At 25.7% G+C, this 23,240-nt stretch carries 21 protein-coding genes; 12 read left to right on the top strand and 9 right to left on the bottom strand.

What is annotated here, in order from left to right; translation table 11 throughout:
• Positions 1–64 precede the first annotated feature (64 nt).
• A complete protein-coding gene (locus JWF52_RS06545; protein ID WP_208332702.1) occupies positions 65–1,189 on the bottom strand; it encodes a DUF3810 domain-containing protein in 1,125 nt (374 codons plus the stop codon).
• A 141-nt stretch (positions 1,190–1,330) separates the two neighbouring features.
• Between JWF52_RS06545 and JWF52_RS06540 the strand changes: the two genes are divergently transcribed.
• Positions 1,331–1,567, top strand: coding sequence for a hypothetical protein (locus JWF52_RS06540; RefSeq protein WP_286184031.1), 237 nt, complete (start codon positions 1,331–1,333; stop codon positions 1,565–1,567).
• A gap of 182 nt (positions 1,568–1,749) precedes the next feature.
• Here JWF52_RS06540 and JWF52_RS06535 read toward each other — a convergent pair whose 3' ends face one another.
• Positions 1,750–2,112 (bottom strand): hypothetical protein, encoded by a 363-nt coding sequence (locus JWF52_RS06535; RefSeq protein WP_208332701.1) that lies wholly within the window; start codon positions 2,110–2,112, stop codon positions 1,750–1,752.
• 1,069 nt (positions 2,113–3,181) lie between these two features.
• Here JWF52_RS06535 and JWF52_RS06530 point away from each other — a divergent pair.
• From JWF52_RS06530 to JWF52_RS06520, 3 genes are all read left to right on the top strand, one after another.
• Positions 3,182–3,571, top strand: coding sequence for a rhodanese-like domain-containing protein (locus JWF52_RS06530; protein ID WP_208332700.1), 390 nt, complete (start codon positions 3,182–3,184; stop codon positions 3,569–3,571).
• Positions 3,572–3,801: 230 nt separating this feature from the next.
• Positions 3,802–3,972 (top strand): hypothetical protein, encoded by a 171-nt coding sequence (locus JWF52_RS06525; protein WP_208332699.1) that lies wholly within the window; start codon positions 3,802–3,804, stop codon positions 3,970–3,972.
• 396 nt (positions 3,973–4,368) lie between these two features.
• On the top strand, positions 4,369–4,530 hold the full coding sequence (locus JWF52_RS06520; RefSeq protein WP_208332698.1) for a hypothetical protein: 162 nt from the start codon (positions 4,369–4,371) through the stop codon (positions 4,528–4,530).
• Between the two features lie 455 nt (positions 4,531–4,985).
• Here JWF52_RS06520 and JWF52_RS19855 read toward each other — a convergent pair whose 3' ends face one another.
• Positions 4,986–5,096 carry a hypothetical protein gene (locus JWF52_RS19855; RefSeq protein WP_502711246.1) on the bottom strand — a complete coding sequence of 37 codons (111 nt, stop codon included), beginning with the start codon at positions 5,094–5,096 and terminating at the stop codon, positions 4,986–4,988.
• On the opposite strand from JWF52_RS19855, the gene JWF52_RS06515 reads away from it, so the two are divergent.
• Together JWF52_RS06515 and JWF52_RS06510 are read left to right on the top strand one after the other, a co-directional pair.
• Positions 5,047–6,156 (top strand): hypothetical protein, encoded by a 1,110-nt coding sequence (locus JWF52_RS06515; protein ID WP_502711245.1) that lies wholly within the window; start codon positions 5,047–5,049, stop codon positions 6,154–6,156. The two genes, JWF52_RS19855 and JWF52_RS06515, sit on opposite strands and share 50 nt — an antisense overlap.
• Before the next feature lie 117 nt (positions 6,157–6,273).
• Positions 6,274–6,789, top strand: a complete 516-nt coding sequence (locus JWF52_RS06510) for a GNAT family N-acetyltransferase (RefSeq protein WP_208332696.1) — start codon at positions 6,274–6,276, stop codon at positions 6,787–6,789.
• A gap of 46 nt (positions 6,790–6,835) precedes the next feature.
• Here the strand turns inward: JWF52_RS06510 and JWF52_RS06505 are convergent, their stop codons facing one another.
• Together JWF52_RS06505 and JWF52_RS06500 are read right to left on the bottom strand one after the other, a co-directional pair.
• On the bottom strand, positions 6,836–6,988 hold the full coding sequence (locus JWF52_RS06505; RefSeq protein WP_208332694.1) for a hypothetical protein: 153 nt from the start codon (positions 6,986–6,988) through the stop codon (positions 6,836–6,838).
• 92 nt (positions 6,989–7,080) lie between these two features.
• Entirely contained in the window at positions 7,081–8,001 is a 921-nt protein-coding gene (locus JWF52_RS06500; RefSeq protein WP_208332692.1) for an AEC family transporter, read from the bottom strand.
• 410 nt (positions 8,002–8,411) lie between these two features.
• On the opposite strand from JWF52_RS06500, the gene JWF52_RS06495 reads away from it, so the two are divergent.
• The 3 genes from JWF52_RS06495 (at position 8,412) to JWF52_RS06485 (ending at position 13,458) form a co-directional block, all read left to right on the top strand.
• The gene (locus JWF52_RS06495) at positions 8,412–8,741 is read left to right on the top strand and encodes a hypothetical protein (RefSeq protein ID WP_208332690.1); all 330 of its coding nucleotides are present in this window, start codon (positions 8,412–8,414) and stop codon (positions 8,739–8,741) included.
• A gap of 417 nt (positions 8,742–9,158) precedes the next feature.
• The gene (locus JWF52_RS06490; RefSeq protein WP_208332689.1) at positions 9,159–11,186 is read left to right on the top strand and encodes an alpha/beta hydrolase family protein; all 2,028 of its coding nucleotides are present in this window, start codon (positions 9,159–9,161) and stop codon (positions 11,184–11,186) included.
• Positions 11,187–11,595: 409 nt separating this feature from the next.
• Positions 11,596–13,458 carry an SEL1-like repeat protein gene (locus tag JWF52_RS06485; protein WP_208332688.1) on the top strand — a complete coding sequence of 621 codons (1,863 nt, stop codon included), beginning with the start codon at positions 11,596–11,598 and terminating at the stop codon, positions 13,456–13,458.
• A 33-nt stretch (positions 13,459–13,491) separates the two neighbouring features.
• On the opposite strand, the gene JWF52_RS06480 is transcribed toward JWF52_RS06485, so the two are convergent.
• The 3 genes from JWF52_RS06480 to JWF52_RS06470 form a co-directional block, all read right to left on the bottom strand.
• Positions 13,492–14,457, bottom strand: coding sequence for a calcium/sodium antiporter (locus tag JWF52_RS06480; RefSeq protein ID WP_208332687.1), 966 nt, complete (start codon positions 14,455–14,457; stop codon positions 13,492–13,494).
• A gap of 204 nt (positions 14,458–14,661) precedes the next feature.
• Positions 14,662–15,660: a calcium/sodium antiporter gene (locus JWF52_RS06475; protein WP_208332686.1), complete on the bottom strand. Its 999-nt coding sequence runs from the start codon at positions 15,658–15,660 to the stop codon at positions 14,662–14,664.
• A 243-nt stretch (positions 15,661–15,903) separates the two neighbouring features.
• Positions 15,904–16,839, bottom strand: a complete 936-nt coding sequence (locus JWF52_RS06470; protein ID WP_208332680.1) for a magnesium transporter CorA family protein — start codon at positions 16,837–16,839, stop codon at positions 15,904–15,906.
• Positions 16,840–17,444: 605 nt separating this feature from the next.
• On the opposite strand from JWF52_RS06470, the gene JWF52_RS06465 reads away from it, so the two are divergent.
• Positions 17,445–18,578, top strand: coding sequence for an aldo/keto reductase (locus tag JWF52_RS06465; protein ID WP_208332678.1), 1,134 nt, complete (start codon positions 17,445–17,447; stop codon positions 18,576–18,578).
• Positions 18,579–18,718: 140 nt separating this feature from the next.
• Here the strand turns inward: JWF52_RS06465 and JWF52_RS06460 are convergent, their stop codons facing one another.
• Positions 18,719–19,780: an NAD(P)H-dependent flavin oxidoreductase gene (locus JWF52_RS06460; protein WP_353654886.1), complete on the bottom strand. Its 1,062-nt coding sequence runs from the start codon at positions 19,778–19,780 to the stop codon at positions 18,719–18,721.
• A 689-nt stretch (positions 19,781–20,469) separates the two neighbouring features.
• Between JWF52_RS06460 and JWF52_RS06455 the strand changes: the two genes are divergently transcribed.
• Together JWF52_RS06455 and JWF52_RS06450 are read left to right on the top strand one after the other, a co-directional pair.
• Entirely contained in the window at positions 20,470–22,005 is a 1,536-nt protein-coding gene (locus JWF52_RS06455) for an alkaline phosphatase (RefSeq protein ID WP_208332673.1), read from the top strand.
• Positions 22,005–23,153 carry a YibE/F family protein gene (locus tag JWF52_RS06450; protein WP_208332671.1) on the top strand — a complete coding sequence of 383 codons (1,149 nt, stop codon included), beginning with the start codon at positions 22,005–22,007 and terminating at the stop codon, positions 23,151–23,153. Before JWF52_RS06455 ends, JWF52_RS06450 begins: the two co-directional genes overlap by 1 nt.
• The last annotated feature ends 87 nt before the right edge of the window (positions 23,154–23,240 follow it).

Below are 23,240 nucleotides of genomic sequence, written 5' to 3'. Positions count from 1 at the left end.
TTTTTATTTAAGTATTAATTTAATCTAGATAATTTTATTAATTATACTATATCATTTTTATAAATTAATATTCAGGGTAAAGTTTGTAGTAAGTTAAAAGTAACTCAACCATTTTGCCGTAGTTTTGAACTCCTTCTTCGATACCGTTAGACTTTAAATATGCATTGTTAAAATCATTTGAAACTTTTTCTACTTTACCTTCATACTTTTTCCAAAAGTTATTATTATTAATTAAATCTTTTTTAACATCACTAGATATGGTTTTATTAAGCTCTACAAGTGTATTAGAATCTACTTTACTAAGTGTTGATGCAGTGTGATTTAGAGCAAGTATATATCCAGAATAATTAAAATCTATATCTGGGTGATTTATAGATGCCAAGTAGCCTATAAAATTAGCTTCATCTTCACTAGCATAGCCCCTTTGATGAGCCATTTCATGAAGAGTGGTAGAAGGTATATACATATCAGGTACTGCTATATTAACATTGGCATCTCCTGTAAACGGAAAATATATACCTGTTATACCTGTATAGCACATTAAGTTTGATGATATAACATATTTAGGCTTAGAATAGCTACTATCGGCATTAGGAATTATATCGGATAATTTAATATATCCTAATTGAGCTCTAGACATTAGGCTTTTGTAATCAGAATTGTTTTTCATAATGCCATTACTATCCTCTAAAACCAGTTTTCTAGTTTCATTAGTTTTTTCTATTAAAAACTTATATAAATTTATCAAGTCTTCATTATTATAATTTATTTGATAGATATTTTTACCTTTATCTAAGTTATATTTATTTATAAGAGTTGTAGAAAGAGGAAGTCTATTATAATTTAATCCCCATAAAACAATAAATAAAAAATAAGCTACAGATAAAATAGATAATAAGTTTAAAAGAGAATTAACTAAAAAGCTTTTCAGTTTAACAGAGTTCTTAAATAACATATAAAGCAATTGTACTATAAAAATTAATACAATAAAAATTATTAAATAAATGGTAATTTCATATGTAGAAAAAGGAAAAATTCCTGAAATTTTACTTAAAGTTTGTATCATAAACTTATTGATTGAAAGAGAATAATAAGTCTCTATTAATTCAGGATATTTTGAGGCTATATAGTTAAGTAATAAAGCTAGTGGTAGTAACAGTAATGAAAAAAGTTTATATTTTTTGCTCATAATTCACCTCTTTAAATAGAATATAAATATTTGATAATGATATATACTATAAGTATAAAGCAATATATATTTTGATGAAATAGATTACCTATGATATAATGTAATAAATTTCAAATAATATACAATATGAAAGGATATATTATGAGTAATATAACTATAAAACTTAGTAGAGATAATTTTGATTTTAGATTTAAACAATATGAAGGAACATTTTTTCATGCTACTATAAATGAAGATAATGAAGTTATAAAGTATAAAATAACTAAAGATAAAGAAGGATTAGAGCTTAGAGAATTTGGGAATACTCATATGAAGGATAATGATATGTTATATATTCCACAAATAGAAGCTTACTTAGATTTAAAAACTGTAAAGTAAGTAATTGCAATAATTTAAATAAATTATTTTATAAGATATATACGTTTTACCACCGATTTGCCACCGTTCATTAAAAATATGAATTTCGGTGGCGATTTTATTTTATGGCCGATTCAAATATACCGATTGTTTTATAGAAAAGCTCAAGAACATTCAGTTCAAGAGCTAAAAGATATATGTGATTAATTAAAATATTTTTCACATCTTTTATAAGATTCTAAAAAGCTGTTATATTCGAGAACGACCCATTGTAAATCATGGTTAATAGAATAAGCATTTATAAATTCATTATTAAGAGTTTCAAACTTATGTAAAACCTCTTCAAATTCTGGCCAATCACCTTTTTTATAATTGGCAAAATAGATTAAAGAAGCAGAGTTGATACAAGTAGATGCTTCGTTTAAGCAAAGCATTGCTGATTGAATCTTAAAATCTTCTTCGTGATTTAGAATATGATCTAATAAAATGTCATGAAATTTTTTAGTTAGATGAAATGCTTTTTTTATTTGTTCAAATAATAAAGGCTTAATTTTTTCGATTTGCATATTATGTCCACCTTTTAAATTAAATTTGGATTTATATTCCATAAAAGATTATAACATAAAATAATTAAATAAAAAAATAATTATAAAAACAGCAGTTAAAATATCTATAAAGTTGAAGATATTTATATACAGTATATAAAAAACAAAAGATTATATATACGTATTGAAAATACAAAAAATGTATAGAAAGAGAACTAACTAAAGATGGAATTAATTAGGGTTAACTATGAAGTATTTAAACAAATAACTAATCATAGAGATATAGCTATTGAGGAGAACTTAGATAAGAGTTTTGGAAATACCTAAATTTGAATCAAATGTAAGGAATTATTGGGAATATGTAAATATAACAAAAAATATATTGAATCAGATAACTAAATAAAGTTAACTGATTCAATATATTTGAGGGAGTGAATATATAATTAAATATAGTCCCAGGACATGATAACAAATTATACTCTAAAATCATTATAAGACTATTTAGCCTCATAATAATTTATATGAAAAATAATTAAATATGTTACAGATCGAATCTTATTAAAATCTAATTGATTCATAGAAATATAACTTATCAAAAATCAAACCAGCTAACAAATAATGCTAGCTGGAACTTTAAAAGTAGGGAGATCAATCCTTACTTTATAACAGATATATACTGTACTTGATAACCTATACATAATATAACCGGATACGTAAAAGTTATTCAAAATAATCTACATAAAAAAGTAATTTGATAAACGTTATTTTTCGATACAGTGTATTAGCAAGCTATTAGATTAATGATATATAAATAATTATTTATAAAAAGTTAGCCCCAGCTAACATTATAAGTTAGCTGGGGCTAACAGAGTTGAAGACAACTGTAGACGGTTTTAAGTTTGAAAGTCTACTTGTATTATAACCATCTCGATAAAAAGAAATTCACAGAATATACTAAAAATTAAGGAAATAAATAAGTTTTAAAAAGTGGTACAATTAAATATATGCGTAATGATATTAAATAGTGATTATAATGAAATGATTTAACTATAAAATGATTACCATTAAATATAAAAAGGTGGATATAAGTATGTTTATAAGCTTAGAAAATATAAAAAGTGAAAAATTAATAGATGTTAGAAGTGAAGAAGAGCATAAAGTAATGCCTTTGTGTCAGTATAATGTACCAGTTATAAGTAAAAAAGAACATAATATTTTAAAAAAAAATATATACTTTGCGATACCGATAATACTATGTGGATTGATAAAAAATAGAAGCGTAATAGAAAAACATCTAATAACTATTTCAGACAATAAAACAAAAAAAGTAGTAATAGGATGTTCTCAAGGTAGACTAAGAAGTCCTATAGTATGTATATATGCAAGGGTACTAGGTATAAAATCATATGTACTCAAAAATGGAATCAAACAATATTACGTACATAGAGAAAGAGGAATTAAAAGTTGGTTTAAACTTTAAAAAAATATATATAAATACTCCCCAAACCCCTAATAAAAACATTAAACCAAGGATTCAACTTCCTGGTCAATATATAAGTAGTAGTTTAAGTAGATGAAACTCATACAACTTACAATAATAAATTAAATAATATTATTAAATATATATTTTACAAGTATTACAAAATATTACAAAATATTACAAAATATTTACAAATAGGGTATTATATATTTTGTAGGAGGTATATAATAGTGGACTGCTCAGAAAAACTTTTAAATTTAACGTTAAGCATATTAAGTAACTGTGAAAAATTTCTAAATATATACATTAAAGGGGCTAAATGTATATGGTTATTTGTATCATTTTTAGCATTATGTATATCTATAAACGTATTAAAAAACATATTTAAAAACTTAAATTAGTTTATAAAGTAAATAAAAAATATTTTTTATAAATTTAAAGATATATTTAGCCCAGGAACTCCCCACCTTTCTGGTTAACATGTAAGTAGCCATTTTAGTAGGTATAATTCCTACAACTTACTCCAATAAATTAAATAACATTATTAAATAACCTAACCCTTTATGTTAGGTTATTTTTATGTTCGAACAGCTTTAGAATAAAGCTAAAAATGTTTATATGAAAATATGAATTAGCAAATCTTAAATTAATAAAAATAATGACTATTAAATATATCAGATAGATAAAATGCAAATTATTACAAAATATTACAATAAATTACAAATTATTACAGTGTGTTATAATTTGTGAAAATCTCTTAAAAAAGTAGTATTGTATACTTTATAGGAGGTATAAAAATGGTTTACTCAGAAAAAATTTTAAATTTAATATTAAGTAATGGTGAAAAAATTATAAATAGAGTTGTTAAATGGCCCAAATATATATGGTTACTTATATCGTTTTTAGCATTATGTATATCTATAAATGGATTAAAATATATACTTGAAAATTTAAATTAGCTTAAAAAGTAAATAAAAAATATTTTTTTATAAATTTAAGCATATATTTAAACCAGGGATCCCTTTATGGTTAATATGTAAGTAATAGTATTGGTAAGTGCAACTCCTACAACTTACACAAATAAATTAAATAATATTATTAAATAGTCTAGCTTTGATGTTAGGCTATTTATATATACTCAAAAATAAAGTATAGCTTAATATGTATTGATGATGAAAAATTATAGATAAAAAACATTAGTATATATCATTTTTTAGAAAAAATTAGATATATTCCACAAATAGAAGCTTACTTAGACTTAAAAACTGTAACGTTAATGATTTTAATAAAATATTCTAATGACTAGTGAGGATTACGTAATGTAGTTCTTTTTTTAGATTAAATTTATAAATTAATTGAAAATTAATTAAATTTTAAAAATAATATTAAGTTATTCTTATTTAATACGATAATATTAAATAGGTTTAAAATTATAGAATATATTGGGGGTAATTATGTTTAAATTAAGAAAAAATATGGTTATAATAGCAACAACAGGTATATTAATACTAGGAAATTCAGTCACTGCATTAGCTTATGAAAATTACCAAGGTAAGGATCGTTTAGAAATTAGTAGTGCAGATGAATTAAAAGGAAGGAAAGAAAGTGGACTTTATGTAGAAAGAGAAGACCCATACTTAGTTATAAATGTCGATGGAATAGATGAAAAAACTAAGGAATTACTTCTTATGGTACCATTTTTTGAATGGGGTGTAAAACCAGGAGAAACTATCAAATATGAAAAAATTATAGATTTAATACAAACTAGAGTTAATTATTCTGTTGGCAATAATATTTACAAGGTAAAAGGATTTGAAGATGGTACTCATCTTAAAGAAGGATACTCAGAAACTTTAGTTGAATTAGTAAATGGCAAAGATATTACATTTCCTATGGTTTCTAAAGATATAAAACAACCAAAGTATTCAATAGTTGGAAATATTTTATTAGAAAAATTACCTGAAGTAGAAAAACCTAAAGATATGATTGATAATATAGAAGTAATATATACACCTGAATTTTTCCTTAAGTCTAATGATGATAGTGTAAGACAATTAAGTTTATTTCCAGATGTAGAGCTTGGAGAGTTAAATGCTGGTCATAAAATATCAGCAGATGAGTTAAAAAAATATGCACAAGATGAACTAGATAAGAAATTTGGAAAAGGGAAATACATTATAGAATCTAGAAGATTAGCTTTTTCTAGAAATATAACTCAAGGTAATATAAATACAGGTTATGAGTTATTATCTGAACTTGAATTGAATGAAGACTTTGAATATGAAGTTAAAAGTCAATATAAAGACATAGAAGCTGATAAATATCAAGATTTAATAGTAGATAAATTCTATGTAAGAGAAAAGGGTATTTCTAATGAAGTTGCTAAAAATGAAATTAATACAAATACTGAAAATTTAAATTTTATTTCTGATAATGACAAACTTAATAACTATCAAGATGATGAAAATACATATTATATTGAGAATATAAATATATATAATGAAGAAATATTAAATATTTTAGAAAATATGGATAAAGAATTTAATAGATATTTCAACCAATACCAATTAGAAAACTCAAAGTAAATATAAATTATATTTGATATTTAAATAGAAAACTTAGGAAATTACATTAAAATACTATCAAATCTTTAAACTAAAATTTGATAGTATTTTTTATATAAATTTAAGGGGGAGAGATTTATGGATTTAATTATAAGACCTATAAAAATAGAAGATTCTAAACAAGTAGTAGAACTTAGAACAATGGAAGGTGTTATGGAAAATACATTAGCAATGCCTAGCGAAAGAGAAGATAAAATTAGGGAAAAAACATTAAATCTTAGCATAAATGATTATATATTTGTAGCAGAAATAAAAGAAGATAATGATTATAAAATAGTTGGTATGGCAGCTCTTAATGTAGAAAGTTCTCCTAGGCTTAGACATAGCGCTAGCGTAGGTATAAGTGTACATACAAAATATCAAGGTAAGGGTATAGGCAAAAAATTATTAAATAAACTTTTAGATATAGCAGATAATTGGCTCATGTTAGTAAGAATAGAACTTGGTGTACTTTGTGATAATGATAAAGCAATAAATTTATATAAATCACTTGGATTTATAGTGGAAGGAAAGAAAAAATATACGACAATTAGAAATGGTAGATATGTAGATGAATATATTATGGGAAGATACAATGAAAATTTAATTAATTAATAAAGAGACTATATTTATAATAGTCTCTTTAAATTTATAGCATAAATTACATACCAGTAAATATTTTATAAAATAATAAAACTACAAATGCAACTAGCGCAATTTTAAACACAAGACTTGTAATAGCTTTTATAGCTTTAAGAGATATACCTATAACAACTATAAGTAAAACTATTTTAAAAATTAAATCTATATCCATATAAATTCCTCCTATCTAACATACTAGTATTATTTCATATTTTATATATAAGATACCATAATAAGGAAAATATTTAAATTATAAAATTATGTCTAAGTTAATAAGAACATACTTATTAATGGAATAGTTACTATAGAAAATAATGTTGTAAAAAATACAGCTTGAGAAGCAAGTGCTGTATTGGATTTATATTCACTAGCCATTATGGCTGTATTTGCAGCAGCAGGCATAGATGATATAACAATGGGAATAGCTAAAATCATGCTATCTTCAACTTGCCCTTTAAATAAATAGTAGATAAGTAAAGGAAGTAATATAAGCCTTATAAGCGTTACAAAGTGAAGTTTTTTATTAGAAAAACAATCATAAGCAGAAGAAGCACAAAGCATACTACCTATAACTAACATAGAAAGTGGTGTAGTAATACTTCCTAGCATTTTGATTGGTTGATTTAAAAATATAGGCAATTTAACGCTAAATATAAAAAGTAATAGTCCTATAAATATGGATATTATAATTGGATTTATAAGCAATTTTATGGAAAATGAATAATCATTTTTATCTTTAGATAAAAGATGGCTACCAAGAGTTATTGTAAGTAAATTAAATGGTAAGTTAAATATTGCAGTATAAAAAATAGCTTCGCTTCCAAGTACAGCTTCAACTACAGGGTACCCCATAAATCCAACATTAGAAAATACTATTACATATTGATAAATTCCTAAATTATCATCGTATTTAAAAATAAATTTTAGTAGATAAGAAATTAAAAATGATATTAAATACATGACTACAGAAATAATTAATAAGTTTATTATTTTACCAATCATATCAGAGCTATAGTCTATCTGCATAGAAGATATTATTGTACAGGGTAGAAAAATCTTCATTATGAGAGAAGATAATTTTGAAGTACAATGTTCATCTAATAAACTCTTTTTCCTTGCTAGATATCCAACTAAAATTAATAAAAATAAAACTAATACTTGCATAAAAATATTCCTGAAATTCATAAAATATACCCCCTAGATATAATATTATATAGTTAATTTAATTATTAATAGTCATGAAATAGTAAAGAACGGATATATAACTAAATATTTAAGTATTCCTAAGGATACAAATAGTTGATATTTAATAATATAAATTTTACAATTTATTTACAATTATGATAATACTACTTAACAAATAATTTATATAATTTATTTAAACTTTAAATTAGCAAAAGTAAATGAGGTTAAATGCTAATTTATATATCAGCGGTAATATGTGTTTTTATAGTAGAGAGATTAATAAGCGATTATTATAAAAACTATTGCATATTAAAAGAAATAGACAAAAAGTAAGTAAAAAGATGAATATTAGTTGAAATTTTTAATAGGATTCTTATTTATATACTTTACTGCTAAGAATGGAGGATAAAATGAAAAAAATAAAAAGTAATTATAAATATTTACTCTTAATTGTACCTTTGATGGTCTATTATTATTATTTTTGTTTGAAAATTATAATTTACAATGATTATAATTTAGAATATTTTATTATATCATTGCTACTGATGGTTTTTCCTTGGGTTATACGTGTATCTATGTTATTTACACTAAAAAGAAAATATTATAAATCTATACTATTCATACTAACATATACAGTTGCGTTTTCGTGTATATTATATTTAAAAATTGATATTTTAGAAAATAAAAAAATATATGATGGTACAAGCTTTAATATTATAAGTATAGAAGAACAACAATAAAAAGACTAGAGTTTCTTAGTATTTTAAATAGATAAACTTTAGATATTTTATTTTTATATCTATCCTTGTTTATTATTACCTTCGAATAACTTATAAGTGCATTCACTTAACTTTATTTATAAAATATATTACTTTCAAAAAAACTTTTTAACAGTCATGAGCGTCTATATAATGACGGGATATTTTTTATTATTTATAGTTGCAAATAAATAAAAATATCTAAATAATTAAAACTAACATCTGAAAGGAGAAAAAATGCTTAAAAAGACTAAATATCTATTTATTTTTTTACTGAGTTTTATCACAGTAATTACATTTTCGCCATCTAAAATATATGCTTCTTTGATGATTGGGGGAGATAGTTTTGAAACAATCACTGAAGGAGGAGATGTATTTTACTTTTCCCTAAACCCTGTTATGAAAAAATTAGGAGGAGTTGAATCTAAAGATTCAAAAAATAATACATTCAAATACACTATTTCATATAAGGATAAACAAGACTACATAACTTTTGATAAAACTAATCATCAAGTTAGTGTAAATGGAACCTTGATAAAAGATAAATATTATGAAGAGAATAACCAAATATATGTACCTATGGGTGTTTTTGAGAAAATGAATACCACTAATGTTGTAGAATCTAATCTTATGGATACATTTATTGTTACTCCACCTGAATATAAGTATAATGATGTAGCAACTTATAACTTAGGTAAAGATAAATATTTATTGAAAGATAAGATGTATAACATATTAGATGAGCAAGATACTTCAAAATATATGACATATAATAACACTGGTTCTATTTCTGTTCCTGATGGAAAAAAATTGCCTCTTGTAATTTTTCTACATGGTTCATATCAAGGAAATGGAATATCAACTTATTTTGATGTTGGTTTTTCAGAAAATATGAAAGCATTGGCAAATGAAGGATTTGTGTCACTTGGAATGAATTTGACCCCGGTATATTCTTTAGATTCTATGGATTCTGATAAAGATAAACGTTATGAAGCACAAAAAGATTTATTTAGTAAAATCTTTAAAAAACATGTGCAATCCCTTTTAGATAGTGTTAATAAAGATACTACTAATAATATATATGGTTTTGATATGAAAGATAAAATTGATTTTAATAATATTATTCTTGTGGGGCACTCAAGAGGAGGGCAAAACTTATTTTTAGGTTATGAAATATTGAAAGAGATGGGTCTTAATGTTAAAGGAAACATTTCAATAGCACCAGCAAACTATTGGTCATCTTTTAAAAAGTATCCTGATATTCCTACTGGGATTGTATTACCTCAACTTGATGGAGATGTTCATACATTAGAAGGACGTCAAATTTTTGATACAATGCGCTTACAAAAACGAGAAAAAGACCTTCAACTAATATATTTATATTCTGCTAATCATAATAATTTTAATAGTACTATTTTTAAGCAAGATAATTCATTTGTTGATGATAAAGGTAATACACTAAAAGAACCTATGCCTGGCAATGAGCAACGAGCTTTTGCTAGTAAATATATTGTTGATTTTTCTAAATCCGCTATAGATAAAGGTAATCTATCTAAAATATCAGTTAGTAAGGATGGAACTTTATATAATAAAAAGGTCTTAATGAGTTTTATTAAGGGAAATAGTAATAAACTATTTGATGCAAATTCTGAATCTGATTTTAAAAATTTCTCTGGAAATTACAAAAAAATTATAGCAAGTAAAGACAAACAAAAGCATACTGCTGGAAATATAAGATTACCAGGATTATCAGACTATTATCCTCTTGTTTTACTTGATTTTAAAAATGCAAATGATAAAGTTAGCTATAAAATTTTAGAGAATAATGATTTCACAAAATTTAATACCCTTAGTTTTGAGATAATGCAAGATTCAACAAATCCTCTTAATAAAGGTATAAATCAGATAATCGATATAACACTTATTGATAAAAATGGTGCATCGCATACTATCTCTACACCACTAGATAGCTCTGCATTACAGTATCAACCAGGTAAAATGGCGCTTATACCTGTTAAGGATGAATATGCTAAGACAATGTATTCAAATTTTACACCACTTTCAACACTTATGATTCCACTTACTGAATTTAAGGGAAAAATAGATTCTTCAAATATTTCTAAGGTTGAAATTTCACCATCTAAATCAGTTGGTCAAGGTAACTTTGTACTACAAAGTATTTACTTATCTTCTATTAATGACCAAGAAGAAACAATAACACCTGAAAATGCAGTTTTAGGTGTAGGAAGTCTAAAATCAGTAGCTATATATATTTTTATTTTTTGTATAATATCTTCTCTTTTATTTATATGTTACAAAAAACGAAGTAAGATTTTTAAAAATAATTTTTTTATTATTTTAATAAAAATAAATATGTTAAAACTACTACAATGGATGAAAATATATGTGATGAATGTAGAAAAATAAGGCTTAGTTTGAGCCTTATTTTTATTTCTATAGTAGTTGAAGTTATTAAATTTAAAATACATAAATATAATCTTAATCATTCTGATTTAAATCTAAAAGTATAGAAATTATCTATAATAACTTATAATGGATTAAATGATTAAATTTACACAATACTGATAATTTTTTTATTGGAATCATAAAAATACTGTAATTGAAATATATAGAATATGTACATGCCCCTATACATAACATTATACTGTATGGTTATAATAGAATATAACAATTGCGTAATAAAACTATATAAATATTGCGTTAGACTTATTATTACAATATAATTACAATAGAAATATAATAAAGAATAAAATGAATTATGTTATATAATTAGATATATTAATGGATAAGTTGTAAAATAGATAGGGAGTATGATATGAAAAGTACGAAATTTTCAATAGGAAAAATAAAAAATTTATCAAATGACCCTAAAGTATATCATGTCAAAGGAACTGTGTATGAAAAGATGGGAAAACTAGATAATGCTATAGAATCATATAAAATAGCAGCTAGTGATAACTATGTAAAGTCTCAATATACTTTAGGAAATATATATTATGATAAAAGACAATATAATGAAGCTGAAAAATGGTACAATATGGCTTATAAAAATGGATATGATGAAGCAGCTTTTGATATAGGTAATATGTATTTTGAAGCAGGAGGATACGAATATGCTATTTATTGGTATGAAAAAGTAGCTAGTTTAGGTCATGTAAAAGCTCAAAATAATTTAGGAGTATCACATTTTAAGCTAAAAGATTATGCAAGAAGTGAAAAGTGGTTAAAAGAATGTTCTAATTCTAACTTTGGAAAGGCATGCTTTAATCTAGGTGTATTATACACTACTTTAGGAAGAGAAGATGAAGCTTTAGAGTATTACAAAAAAGGGTCAATACTTTTAGATGAAGATTGTAAATATAATTTAGCTGTGTTAAATCAAAGTGAAAAAGATATAAAAAGTGCGATAAGCCTATATAAGCATTTATACAAGGCAGGACATGTAAAAGGGTGCTTTAATATGGGGTTGATCATGGAAATAGAAGAGGATTTTGAAGAGGCTAAGAAATATTTCGCAAAAAGTGCAGATCAAGAAGATACTTTATCTCAACATAGATTAGCATATATTTATGATAGAGAAGAAGACCATGAGGAAGCTATAGAGTATTATGAAAAAGCAATAGAGAAAAATCATGCGTTATCTAAGTATAGATTAGGTAATTTGTATAATAAAAGAAATGAAATAGAAAATGCAAGAATGTATTATAAAATGGCTACAGAAAATAATATGGTTGAAGCTAAGAATAATTTAGCAGGTCTTTATTTTGAAGAAGATGATTTTGATAATGCTATAAAGTATTATGAAGAAGCAATTATGGATGGATGTAGTTGTGCAATTGAAAATATAGGTGATCTTTATTTAAAAAATGGAGATATGGAAAGAGCCATTTCTTACTATTTAAGAAACTCTAATACTTTATCATGTCAAATTAAGCTAGCTAGACTATATGAAGATGATAACCATCTTGATGAAGCTATAGTTTGGTATGAGAAGGCTTTAGAGAATAAAGATGTAGAATCAGGTTATAAGTTAGGATGTATATATGAAGAACTAGATGATAGTGAAAATGCTAAAAAGTATTTTGAAATATCAAGTAAGCAAAATCATTTAAATTCAAAAATACATCTTGGAAGAATTTATTTTAATGGTGAAAACTATGAAGAAGCAAAGTCTATGTTTGAATCTCCTGCAAATGAAGATAATACATACGCCCAACATATGTTAGGTGTGATATACGATATTTATTATAAAGATTATATAAATTCTAAATATTGGTATGAAAAAGGTAGGGCTAAACAATGTGTTGAATCTATATATAATTTAGGTCAGTTAAGCCTTAAGTTAAATGATTCTTCAGAAGCTGAAAAGTATTATAGTGAAGGATATAAACTGGGAAATAAAAAATGTGAGTATATGTTAGCTGGAATATATTATAAAAAAGGATTAGATATGTATTCTTCCTTAGCAGATGAAGGATACGATGGATGTATGGAGATAGTAAAAAGTATTCCAACTATTAATATAAACTTTGATGAAGTATTGATTGCACCATTTGAAATAGAGGAAGTAAGCATTGAAGAAGAAGAAGAGTGTGTGCCAGACTACTTATTAGATATTAATGAAAACTTAGAAGATATGTTTGAAGGATTAATAATGGATATGATAATAGAAAAGTAATGTACATAAAAAAGGATGGTCAAATCATCCTTTTTATGTACTCATAATTAAATATGTAATATAACAAAGATATAATCCAATTAAGGTTAGACTCTCATATTTACTTATATCATTTTTTCTATATGCAAATATAAATAGTATAACAGTGGATACAATCATAAATATAGCGTCAATGATTAATTTAGGCTCTACATTCATAGGTGATACAAATGCAGACATTCCAAGTACAAATAGAGTATTAAACATATTAGAACCAATAACACTACCAAGAGCTAAAGCACTTTCACCCTTTGTAGCAGCTGTAAGTGATGTAATAAACTCAGGTAGAGATGTACCAATAGCTACTATTGTAACAGAAATCAATTGACTACTAACACCGAAAGTACTTGCAATAGAAGAAGCAGAATCAACCACTATTTTACCTCCGAAGAGTATAGCTACAGTGCTTACTATTGTTAAAATTATAGATTTAAAAATAGATTTATTTTTATCAATGGCAATAGTATCCGAATCTATAGATATAGAAATTTCTTTATTCAATAAAGAAAAATTACCAGGGGTAAGAGATATACGCATTAAATAAAATAAAAACATAACAAATAATAATAATAATATAAATCCATCAAAATAACCCAGTGACATATCTAAAGATAGAAGTAACATTAAAGATGATGCAGTTAGGACTAATGGAAACTCTTTATGCAAAATAGATTCTTCAACGTATAAAGTTTTTATAAATGCAGTAGTACCTACTACCATTAATAAATTAAATATATTAGAACCAACTACATTTCCAATTGCCATGCTATTTTGATGGTTTAATGATGCAATAATGCTAACGGAAGCCTCAGGAGTACTAGTACCAAAAGCAACAATAGTAAGTCCTATAAAAATAGGAGAAATTTTAAGAGCTTTTGCTATATTCGACGCACTATCAACCAAAGCATCAGCACCTTTTATTAATAAGACAAATCCTAGCACTAAAAAAATATAGTCCATAAATAATACCCCCAAAAACAATTATGTTATAAGCTAAAATGAATAGTACCATAAAAAAACCTCCAAAACAGATGTGAAATATCTGATTTGAAGGTATTCCATCAAGTATAAACTTGCTAATTACCATCATAGTGTAATTTATTAATGAAAATAAATTTATAATTTGATTTTATATTAAATTGCCTAAAAAATCAATATAAAATCTTATGCTGTCATAATTAAATAAGCCATATAAGCAACATATAATATCATTAATGTTAAACTTTCATATTTATTTACATTATTTTTTCTATAAGCAAAGAGGAAGGTTATTATTGTAGCTATAATCATAATTGCTCCGTCTATAAATAACTTAGGGTCAATAATCATTGGAGATATAAGTGCTGATATACCAAGTACAAATAATATATTAAATATATTAGAACCTATAACATTACCTAAAGCTAAATCACTTTCTCCCTTTGTAGCAGCAACAATGGATGTAACAAATTCAGGAAGAGATGTACCTATAGCAACTACTGTAAGACCGATTAGTTGGTCACTAATACCAAAGCTAGATGCTATATTTGATGCACAGTCAACAACTATTTTACCACCTAATATTATAGCTAATATTCCAACGACAGATAAAAATATAGACTTTGACATAGGAGAAGATTTTTGTTGTACAATAATGTCTCTATCTATAACTTCAATATCTAAAGAGGTTTCATCATCATTTAAAGATGAATTTCTAGATTTAAGAGCAGAAGATACTAAATAATATACAAATCCAGCAAATAGAATTAATAATATTGCACCATCCATACGGCTAAGTGTATAAGAAGATGAACCTGAAATAAATATATCAGCAGATAAAACAATTAATAATATAGATGTAATTAGAACAAATGGAAGTTCTCTAGATAAAATAGATTTTTCAACTAATAAAGTACTAATAAATCCAGAAGCTCCTACTACCATTAATAAGTTAAAAATATTTGATCCGATTACATTCCCAATAGCCATACCATTTTGACCATTTATTGATGCGGTAATGCTAACTGCAGCTTCAGGAGCACTAGTACCAAAAGCAACGATAGTAAGCCCTATAATAATAGGCGGAATTTTTAATATCTTTGCAATACTTGAAGAACCATCAACAAAAATATCAGCACCTTTCACAAGCAATATAAAACCAACAATTAAAAAAATATAGTTCATAAATCATACCTCCGAAAATTAAAATTAAAAAAACCTTCAAAACAAATATTAAACATTTGTTTTGAAGGTCTTGCTATCAAGTAAATTAACTTGTTAATCAACCGAGTGTTATACACTGAAATGACGATTGATTACACACTTTTGTGTAAGCTACTCCCCTTCAGGGAAAAATATAAATTTATATTAATTATTATATTTCAAAATGGAAAAAATTGCAACTAATATATAAAAATAATAAAATATTTATAATAACTTGTTTCTAGACATTAAAAATGTAATTACTAAGGCAATTAGCGTAGTAATAAGCATTACAATCCAAAATCCATTTGGGTCATTTCCATAAGGTATACCTCCAACATTCATACCGAAAAATCCTGATACGATAGTTGGGATAGAAAAGATTAGTGTAACAGAAGTTAAAAACTGCATTACATTATTTTGATTATTACTTATAATTGCACTAAAAGCATCCATAATTCTACTTAGTATATCGCCATATATTGTAGCCATCTCTAAGGCCTGCTTATTTTCAACGATAACATCTTCAAGTAAATCTTCATCATCAGAATATTTTTTTATACTAGGGGTACGAACCATTTTATTTAAAACTAGTTCATTTGCCTTTAAAGAAGTAGAAAAGTATACTAATGATTTTTCAAGTTCTAAAAGTTGAATAAGTTCTTTATTTTTCATCGACTTATAAATTTCTTTTTCTATCACCGTTGTCATTCTATTTATTCTTCTTAAGTAATGAAGATAATAAGTAGCATTTTTGTGAAGAATTTGAAGTATGAAACGAGTTTTCTTAAAAGTAAAGAAATCTTTAACATGACCTACTATAAAGTCATTTAAAATCTTAGTTTGTGCAGTACAAACTGTTAAGATCGATTCGTTAACTATTATAATACCAAGAGGTATAGTAGAGTAGTGAGATGATTTTTCATCACTTTCATCTACTGGAATATCTATAAGTATAAGAGTATGATTGTCCTCAATATCTATTCTGGAACGTTCCTCTTCATCTAATGCTGATTTAATGCTTTCTATATCAATATCTAATAAAGTAGCAATTTCATTGATCTCACTTTGGTTTGGTTCAACAAGATTTATCCAACAGCCATTTTCAAAAGAACTAAGCTTTTCCAATTTATTTTCAATAGTCTTATAATATCTTATCATGGCAACACATCCTTTATTCAATTTTATATAAATCTCATCACTTAATATTATTCATTAAATAACTAATTTATATAATTGAAATAAAGAAATTAGTTTGATTTAAGATAATAATAAGTGATGTTTTAAACTTATTAGCCGCCAGGGACTAAAGTCCATTTTCCATCACTCTCCTATAATTTTTATTAGCAAGTTTTTAGGCCTAATGTTTTTAGGCCCTTTAAACATAATACCCTTTCCTTGGATATAAATCAATATCTGATATATAGTTATTGCATTTTTTTAAAATTAATACCTTATTTATTAAGCTATTAACCCATTTTTTTATTATTTTAATAAATTAGATAAATATTATAAGAGATTTTATTAATAAATAGAATTATATATAAAAACATTATCTAAAGCAAAAGTATTATTTCTATAGATTTTTTAGTAAAAGTTTTGGAAATCAAATATTATCTTGGATTAAACCATAAATAAATTAATATTATTATTAATTTTAGAAATAGTATTCTATTATATTTATCATTTTTACAGAATAGTTTAAATATATTTAAAAAATATAGTATTATATAATTAAGGAATAAATAATCTTGGGGGAGAAGAATATGAGATATAGAAAATTAGGTAAGACTAATGAAGAAGTTTCCATACTTGGATTTGGATGTATGAGATTTCCACAAATAGAGGGGAAAATAGATGAAAAAGAAGCTACTAAAATGGTAAGGCATGCTGTAGATAATGGGGTAAACTATATAGATACAGCGTATATATATCATGATGGAGAAAGTGAAGCATTTGTAGGTCGTGCTTTAAGCGAAGGATACAGAGAAAAAGTTAAACTTGCAACTAAGCTTCCTACATGGCTTGTAAAGAGTAGAGAAGATATGGATAAATATTTAAATGATCAGTTAGAAAGACTTCAAACTTCATATATTGATTTTTACCTAGTTCATAATTTAAATGTTGAAACTTACGAAACAATTAAAGGATATGGGCTATTTGAGTTTTTAGATAAGATAAAAAAAGAAAAGTTAGTAAAACATATAGGCTTTTCATTTCATGATACGATAGGTTTATATAAAGAAATAGTTGATGATTATGATTGGGATTTCACTCAAATACAATATAACTATATAGATGAAGATTACCAAGCTGGAACAGAAGGATTATTATATGCAGCTAGTAAAAACTTAGGTGTTGTAATAATGGAGCCTCTTCGTGGAGGAGCATTAGTAAACAACCTTTCAAAAGGAATAGAAGATATAATAGAAAATTCAAAGGTTAAAAAAACACCGGCAGAGTGGGCATTTAAATTCTTATACAACAAAGAAGATATAGGAGTAGTTCTTAGTGGTATGTCAACAATGGAACAAGTAATTGATAATTTAAAAATAGCAGATACTCAAGGTATTGAAAACTCAATGACACCAGAGGAAAAAGAAACTTTAGATAAATTAAGAGATGAATTTAAATCAAAAATAAAGGTAAATTGTACTGGATGTAAGTATTGTATTCCTTGCCCAGTAAATGTTAGCATACCGAACTGCTTTGAGCTTTTAAACAATGCATCTATGTTTGACAATGTTTCTGTATCTAAAGAAATATATAATAATATATTAGTAAAAGAAGGAAATGATGCATCTAGGTGCGTAGAGTGTGGAAAATGTGAAGCAAAATGTCCTCAACATATAAAAATAAGAGAAGTACTTAAAGAAGTTGAAAATGTATTTAAGTCATAAATATAGTTAATATAGAAAAAGGAATACTTATTTTAAGTATTCCTTTTTTTATTTTTAGCTTTTAAATAAACTATATAGGACCTTAGGATAGGAGTATTGCAAAAATTAAGGTCTAAATATTAAAGCTAAAATTAATATATCTATAATTTACATGTTAATTCCTTTATAACTTCATCGACAGAATACAATCTGTCAGCTCTATAAGCATTTTCTCCACAGAATAGTAGAGAATTATCAATATCACCTTTAACAGCATTTATAAGAGCTTGCGATATACAATAAGGTGTATTTTTTGGATTACAAGGAATTAAACAATCATAGCATTTTGTTATTTTTGGACGATTTACAGAAACTGTTTCTATAAATTTGTTTGTTATAGCTCGACCAGGCATACCAACTGGACTTGTTACGATATTTATATCATCTTTCGATGAGTTTATATATGTATTTTTAAAGTTTTCGTGAGCATCACATTCATAAGTAGTAACAAATCTAGTTCCTACTTGGACACCACTAGCACCAAGATTTATATATTTAGCTACATCATCTCCAGTATAAATTCCACCTGCAGCAACTACAGGTATTTCTTTGTTATATTTCTCACCATAAGTTTTAGCTACTTTAAGTATTTCTTCAAATTCTTTATCATAATCATCAACACTAATAGATTCTAGTTCAGATTTAGTGTATCCAAGATGTCCACCTGCTTTAGGTCCTTCAACTACAATTAAATCAGCAGTAGTTTTTTCTTTTCTATCCCACATCTTTAAAATAACACTAGCAGCTTTAGAAGTAGAAACTATTGGAGCTATTTTAACTTTACTATTTTTTACAAATGAAGGAAGTTTAGTTGGAAGCCCCGCACCAGATATTATAAGATCTACTCCAGCTTCTATAGCTTGTTTTACATGTTCTTCATAATTATTCATAGCTACCATAAGATTCACACCTATAATTCCATCTAGGCAGCTTTCTTTTGCTTTAATTATATGTTTTTTTAAAGCTCTTAAATTTGCATTTAATGTATTTTTCTCGAAATCATCTTCGTCATAACCTACTTGAGCACCAGAGATCACACCTATTCCTCCAGCTTTAGCTACAGCTGCTGCTAGAGATGATCTAGATACACCAACACCCATTCCCCCTTGTATAACGGGAACTTTTGCTACTAAATCACCGATTATTAATGGTTTCATTATAATCACCTCCGTATAATGTTCAAGAACTAGATTATAATACTTAATATTATTACCTAGTAATAATTTGATTATACTATAATTTTAAAAAAAATAATATATAAATTTTGAATAAATAGAAAATTTATTTTTAAATAAAAACTTAAATTAAAATAAAAAGATTACAATATCTTAACTAGCAATGAAATACAAAATAGGATTATAATGTATATAAATTGAAAATATAGTATAAAATTAAAAAGATATTATATTTAACATTAAAATAAGAAAAAATATATAATATTCAAATAAAATTCATAATTAGTTCACATAAGATGGATATAATATTATTAAAAGGAGGGATTAGAAAATGGCAATTGTACTAATAACAGCAGCATTAGTATTTGTTATGTATGGTCTTAGTTTACTATCATATATATCGGAAAGTCATATATTAGACGACGTAGCATCAGACAATTAATAAGCATAATATATAATTATTTTAATATAGATAAATACTAAAATAGATTATTTAAAAATCGTAATCTATAAAAAAGCAAACTTTAATAAAGTTTGCTTTTTTCATGTTTTAAAGTTAATATTTAACAAACTTAACTATGTATTAACCTTAACATAATAATTATTTAACATATTATTCCTATAATTATAATTGAAAAAGGTATTATATTAATAATTACATAATTAGGGGGAAAATAATGAAAAGACCAAAGAAATTAGCAGTATTAGGATTATCAATATTACTTATAGGTTCATCATTGACAGGGTGTGGAGTAAAAACTGATGAAAGTAAAAATGTACAAAATGGCTCACCACAAATAACACAGGCTACTTCAAAAAAGCCTAAGTATATATTTACATTTATAGGTGATGGAATGTCTTATACTCAAGTAAATGCAGCACAAGTATATAATGGAACAATAAAAAATAGTAATAAAGTTGAGGTTGAGAGATTGGAGTTTACTAAATTCCCAGTGGTAGGTAGTGCTACGACCCAAGATGCAACTTCATTTGCGCCGGATTCAGCATCAACAGCAACAGCGATTTCAAGTGGAATAAAAACCCATAGTGGCGTTATTGGATTAAAAGCAGATAAACAAACTAAGCCAGAGAGTATAACTGAAAAACTTAAAAAAGAAGGTTACAAAATAGGAGTAGTAAGTAGTGTATCACTAGATCATGCAACACCAGCGGCATTTTATGCTCATGTAGCATCAAGAAGTGATTACTATGATATAGCAACACAAATGGCTAATAGTGACTTTGATTATTTTGCAGGGGGATCATTAATAAGTCCAAAAGGAGAAGATGGAAATCAAAAAGATATATTTGAAGTCATGAAGGAAAATGGTTATAAAGTAACTAACGATAAAAATAAAATAATGTCTCTAAATAGTGATTCAGGAAAAGTATATGCTATAAATCCAGAACTACAAGATTCATCAGCTATGTCATATAACTTAGATGCAAAAGAAGAGAGTTTAAAATTAGATGATTTTGTAAAAAAGGGAATAGATGTAATGGACAATGAAGATGGTTTTTTTATGATGGTTGAATCAGGTAAGATAGATTGGGCAGGGCATGCAAATGATGCTATGAGTAATATAAAAGATGTAGAAGTATTAAGTGATGCTGTTAATGTAGCTATAGAGTTTGCAAATAAACATCCAGAAGAAACTCTTATACTTGTAACAGGAGACCATGAAACAGGTGGAATGTCAATAGGTCAAGCTACTACGGGATATGATACTGCTTTTGATATACTAAAAAATCAAAAAATGTCTTATGTAGAATTTGATGAATTAATTAATAAATATAAAGAAAAAAAACCTAAAGATAAAGCTAAATTAGAAGATCTATTACCTATAATAAAAGAAAACTTTGGGCTTATAACATCAACTGATAAAGATGCTAAGAAAAAAGAAAATGTAAATTTAGTTTTATCAGATTATGAATACAAAAAATTAACTAAGGCATTTGAAGAAAGTATGAAGGATGAAGATTCAAGAGATAAAAGCACAGAAAGTGAAATTCTATATGGTGGATATGACCCACTATCAGTAACTTTAACTCATATAATAAATAATAAAGCAGGGATAGGATGGACATCATATTCACATACAGGTGTACCAGTACCGGTATATGCAATGGGTGCAGGAGCAGATAAATTCTCAGGATCTTACGACAATACAGATATATTCAATAAATTAGTAGAGGTTTGTGGATTAAAATAATGATAAAACTATTAAAAAATAATAATATATTACATAATAAAAATATTATATTTTCTATAATATGTATAATCGCAATATGTATATTACTACTTATACCAACAGGATTTGAAAAACAAATTTATACTAATGCGGAAGGTGTAAAGGCACAAGTATTAAGCACGGATGAATCAGCTATTTATGATACTGGATTAATAAAGCAAGGAGATCAAATTTGTGAAGTAGAAATATTAAGCGGAGACTTCAAAGGGAAAAAAGTAAGAGCAGTAAATCTTCTAACTGGGTCACTTGAAACTGATAAAATATTTAATGCAGGGGATAAAGCATTTATATTACTCGAAAAATCAAAAGACGGAAATATAGTATTTGCAAATATGGTTGACCATTATAGATTAAATTTAGAAGTTATTCTAATTAGTTTATTTGTTATTGTTCTTGTGATTTTTTCAGGAAGTACAGGAATAAGAACTGTAATATCTTTTGCATTCACATTAATTTGTATATTAAAGCTATTTGTGCCCATGCTACTTAAAGGTTATCATCCAATTTTATTAGCACTTGTTATAGGTATCTTAATATCAACAGTAACTTTAATTTTAGTGGGAGGATTTACTAAAAAGGCGTATTGTGCAATACTTGGGTCTGTGTTTGCATCTTTGGTAACCTGTATTTTGGCAATAATCTTTGGTAATATATTTAAGATTCACGGTACAGTAATGCAATGGTCGGAGTCTTTATTATATTCAGGATTTCAAGATTTAAATTTAACATTAATATATCAATCAGGAATTTATTTATCATGTTCTGGAGCTATATTAGATCTGGCAATAGATATATCAGCATCAATTGATGAGTTAGTAGATAAAAACCCTAAATTAAGTAAAAAAGAAATATTATTATCGGGGATAACTATAGGTAAATCAATAGTTGGATCTCAAACAACAACATTATTATTGGCGTATATGGGTAGTTTTATTGGGGTTATGATGGTATATATGGCACAAGGAACGCCACTTTTAAGTATATTAAATACTAGATTTATATCATCAGAAATACTTCAGACTTTTGTTGGATGTATAGGACTTGTAATAGTTTCACCATTGACAGCTACAATATGTAGTTATGTATATACTAAAAAAGCGAAGAATTAGAATTAAAAAAACTATAAAATAGAAAAAGTATAAACTATAACCTATAAAATATAGTGCTGTAAAAATCGTATATTTTATAGGTTATTT

This window comes from Clostridium sp. CCUG 7971 (assembly GCF_017590215.1).
Taxonomy (GTDB): domain Bacteria; phylum Bacillota; class Clostridia; order Peptostreptococcales; family Peptostreptococcaceae; genus Faecalimicrobium.
The sequence above is the reverse complement of the archived record's forward strand: the minus strand, read 5'-3'. Positions and strand labels throughout refer to the sequence as shown.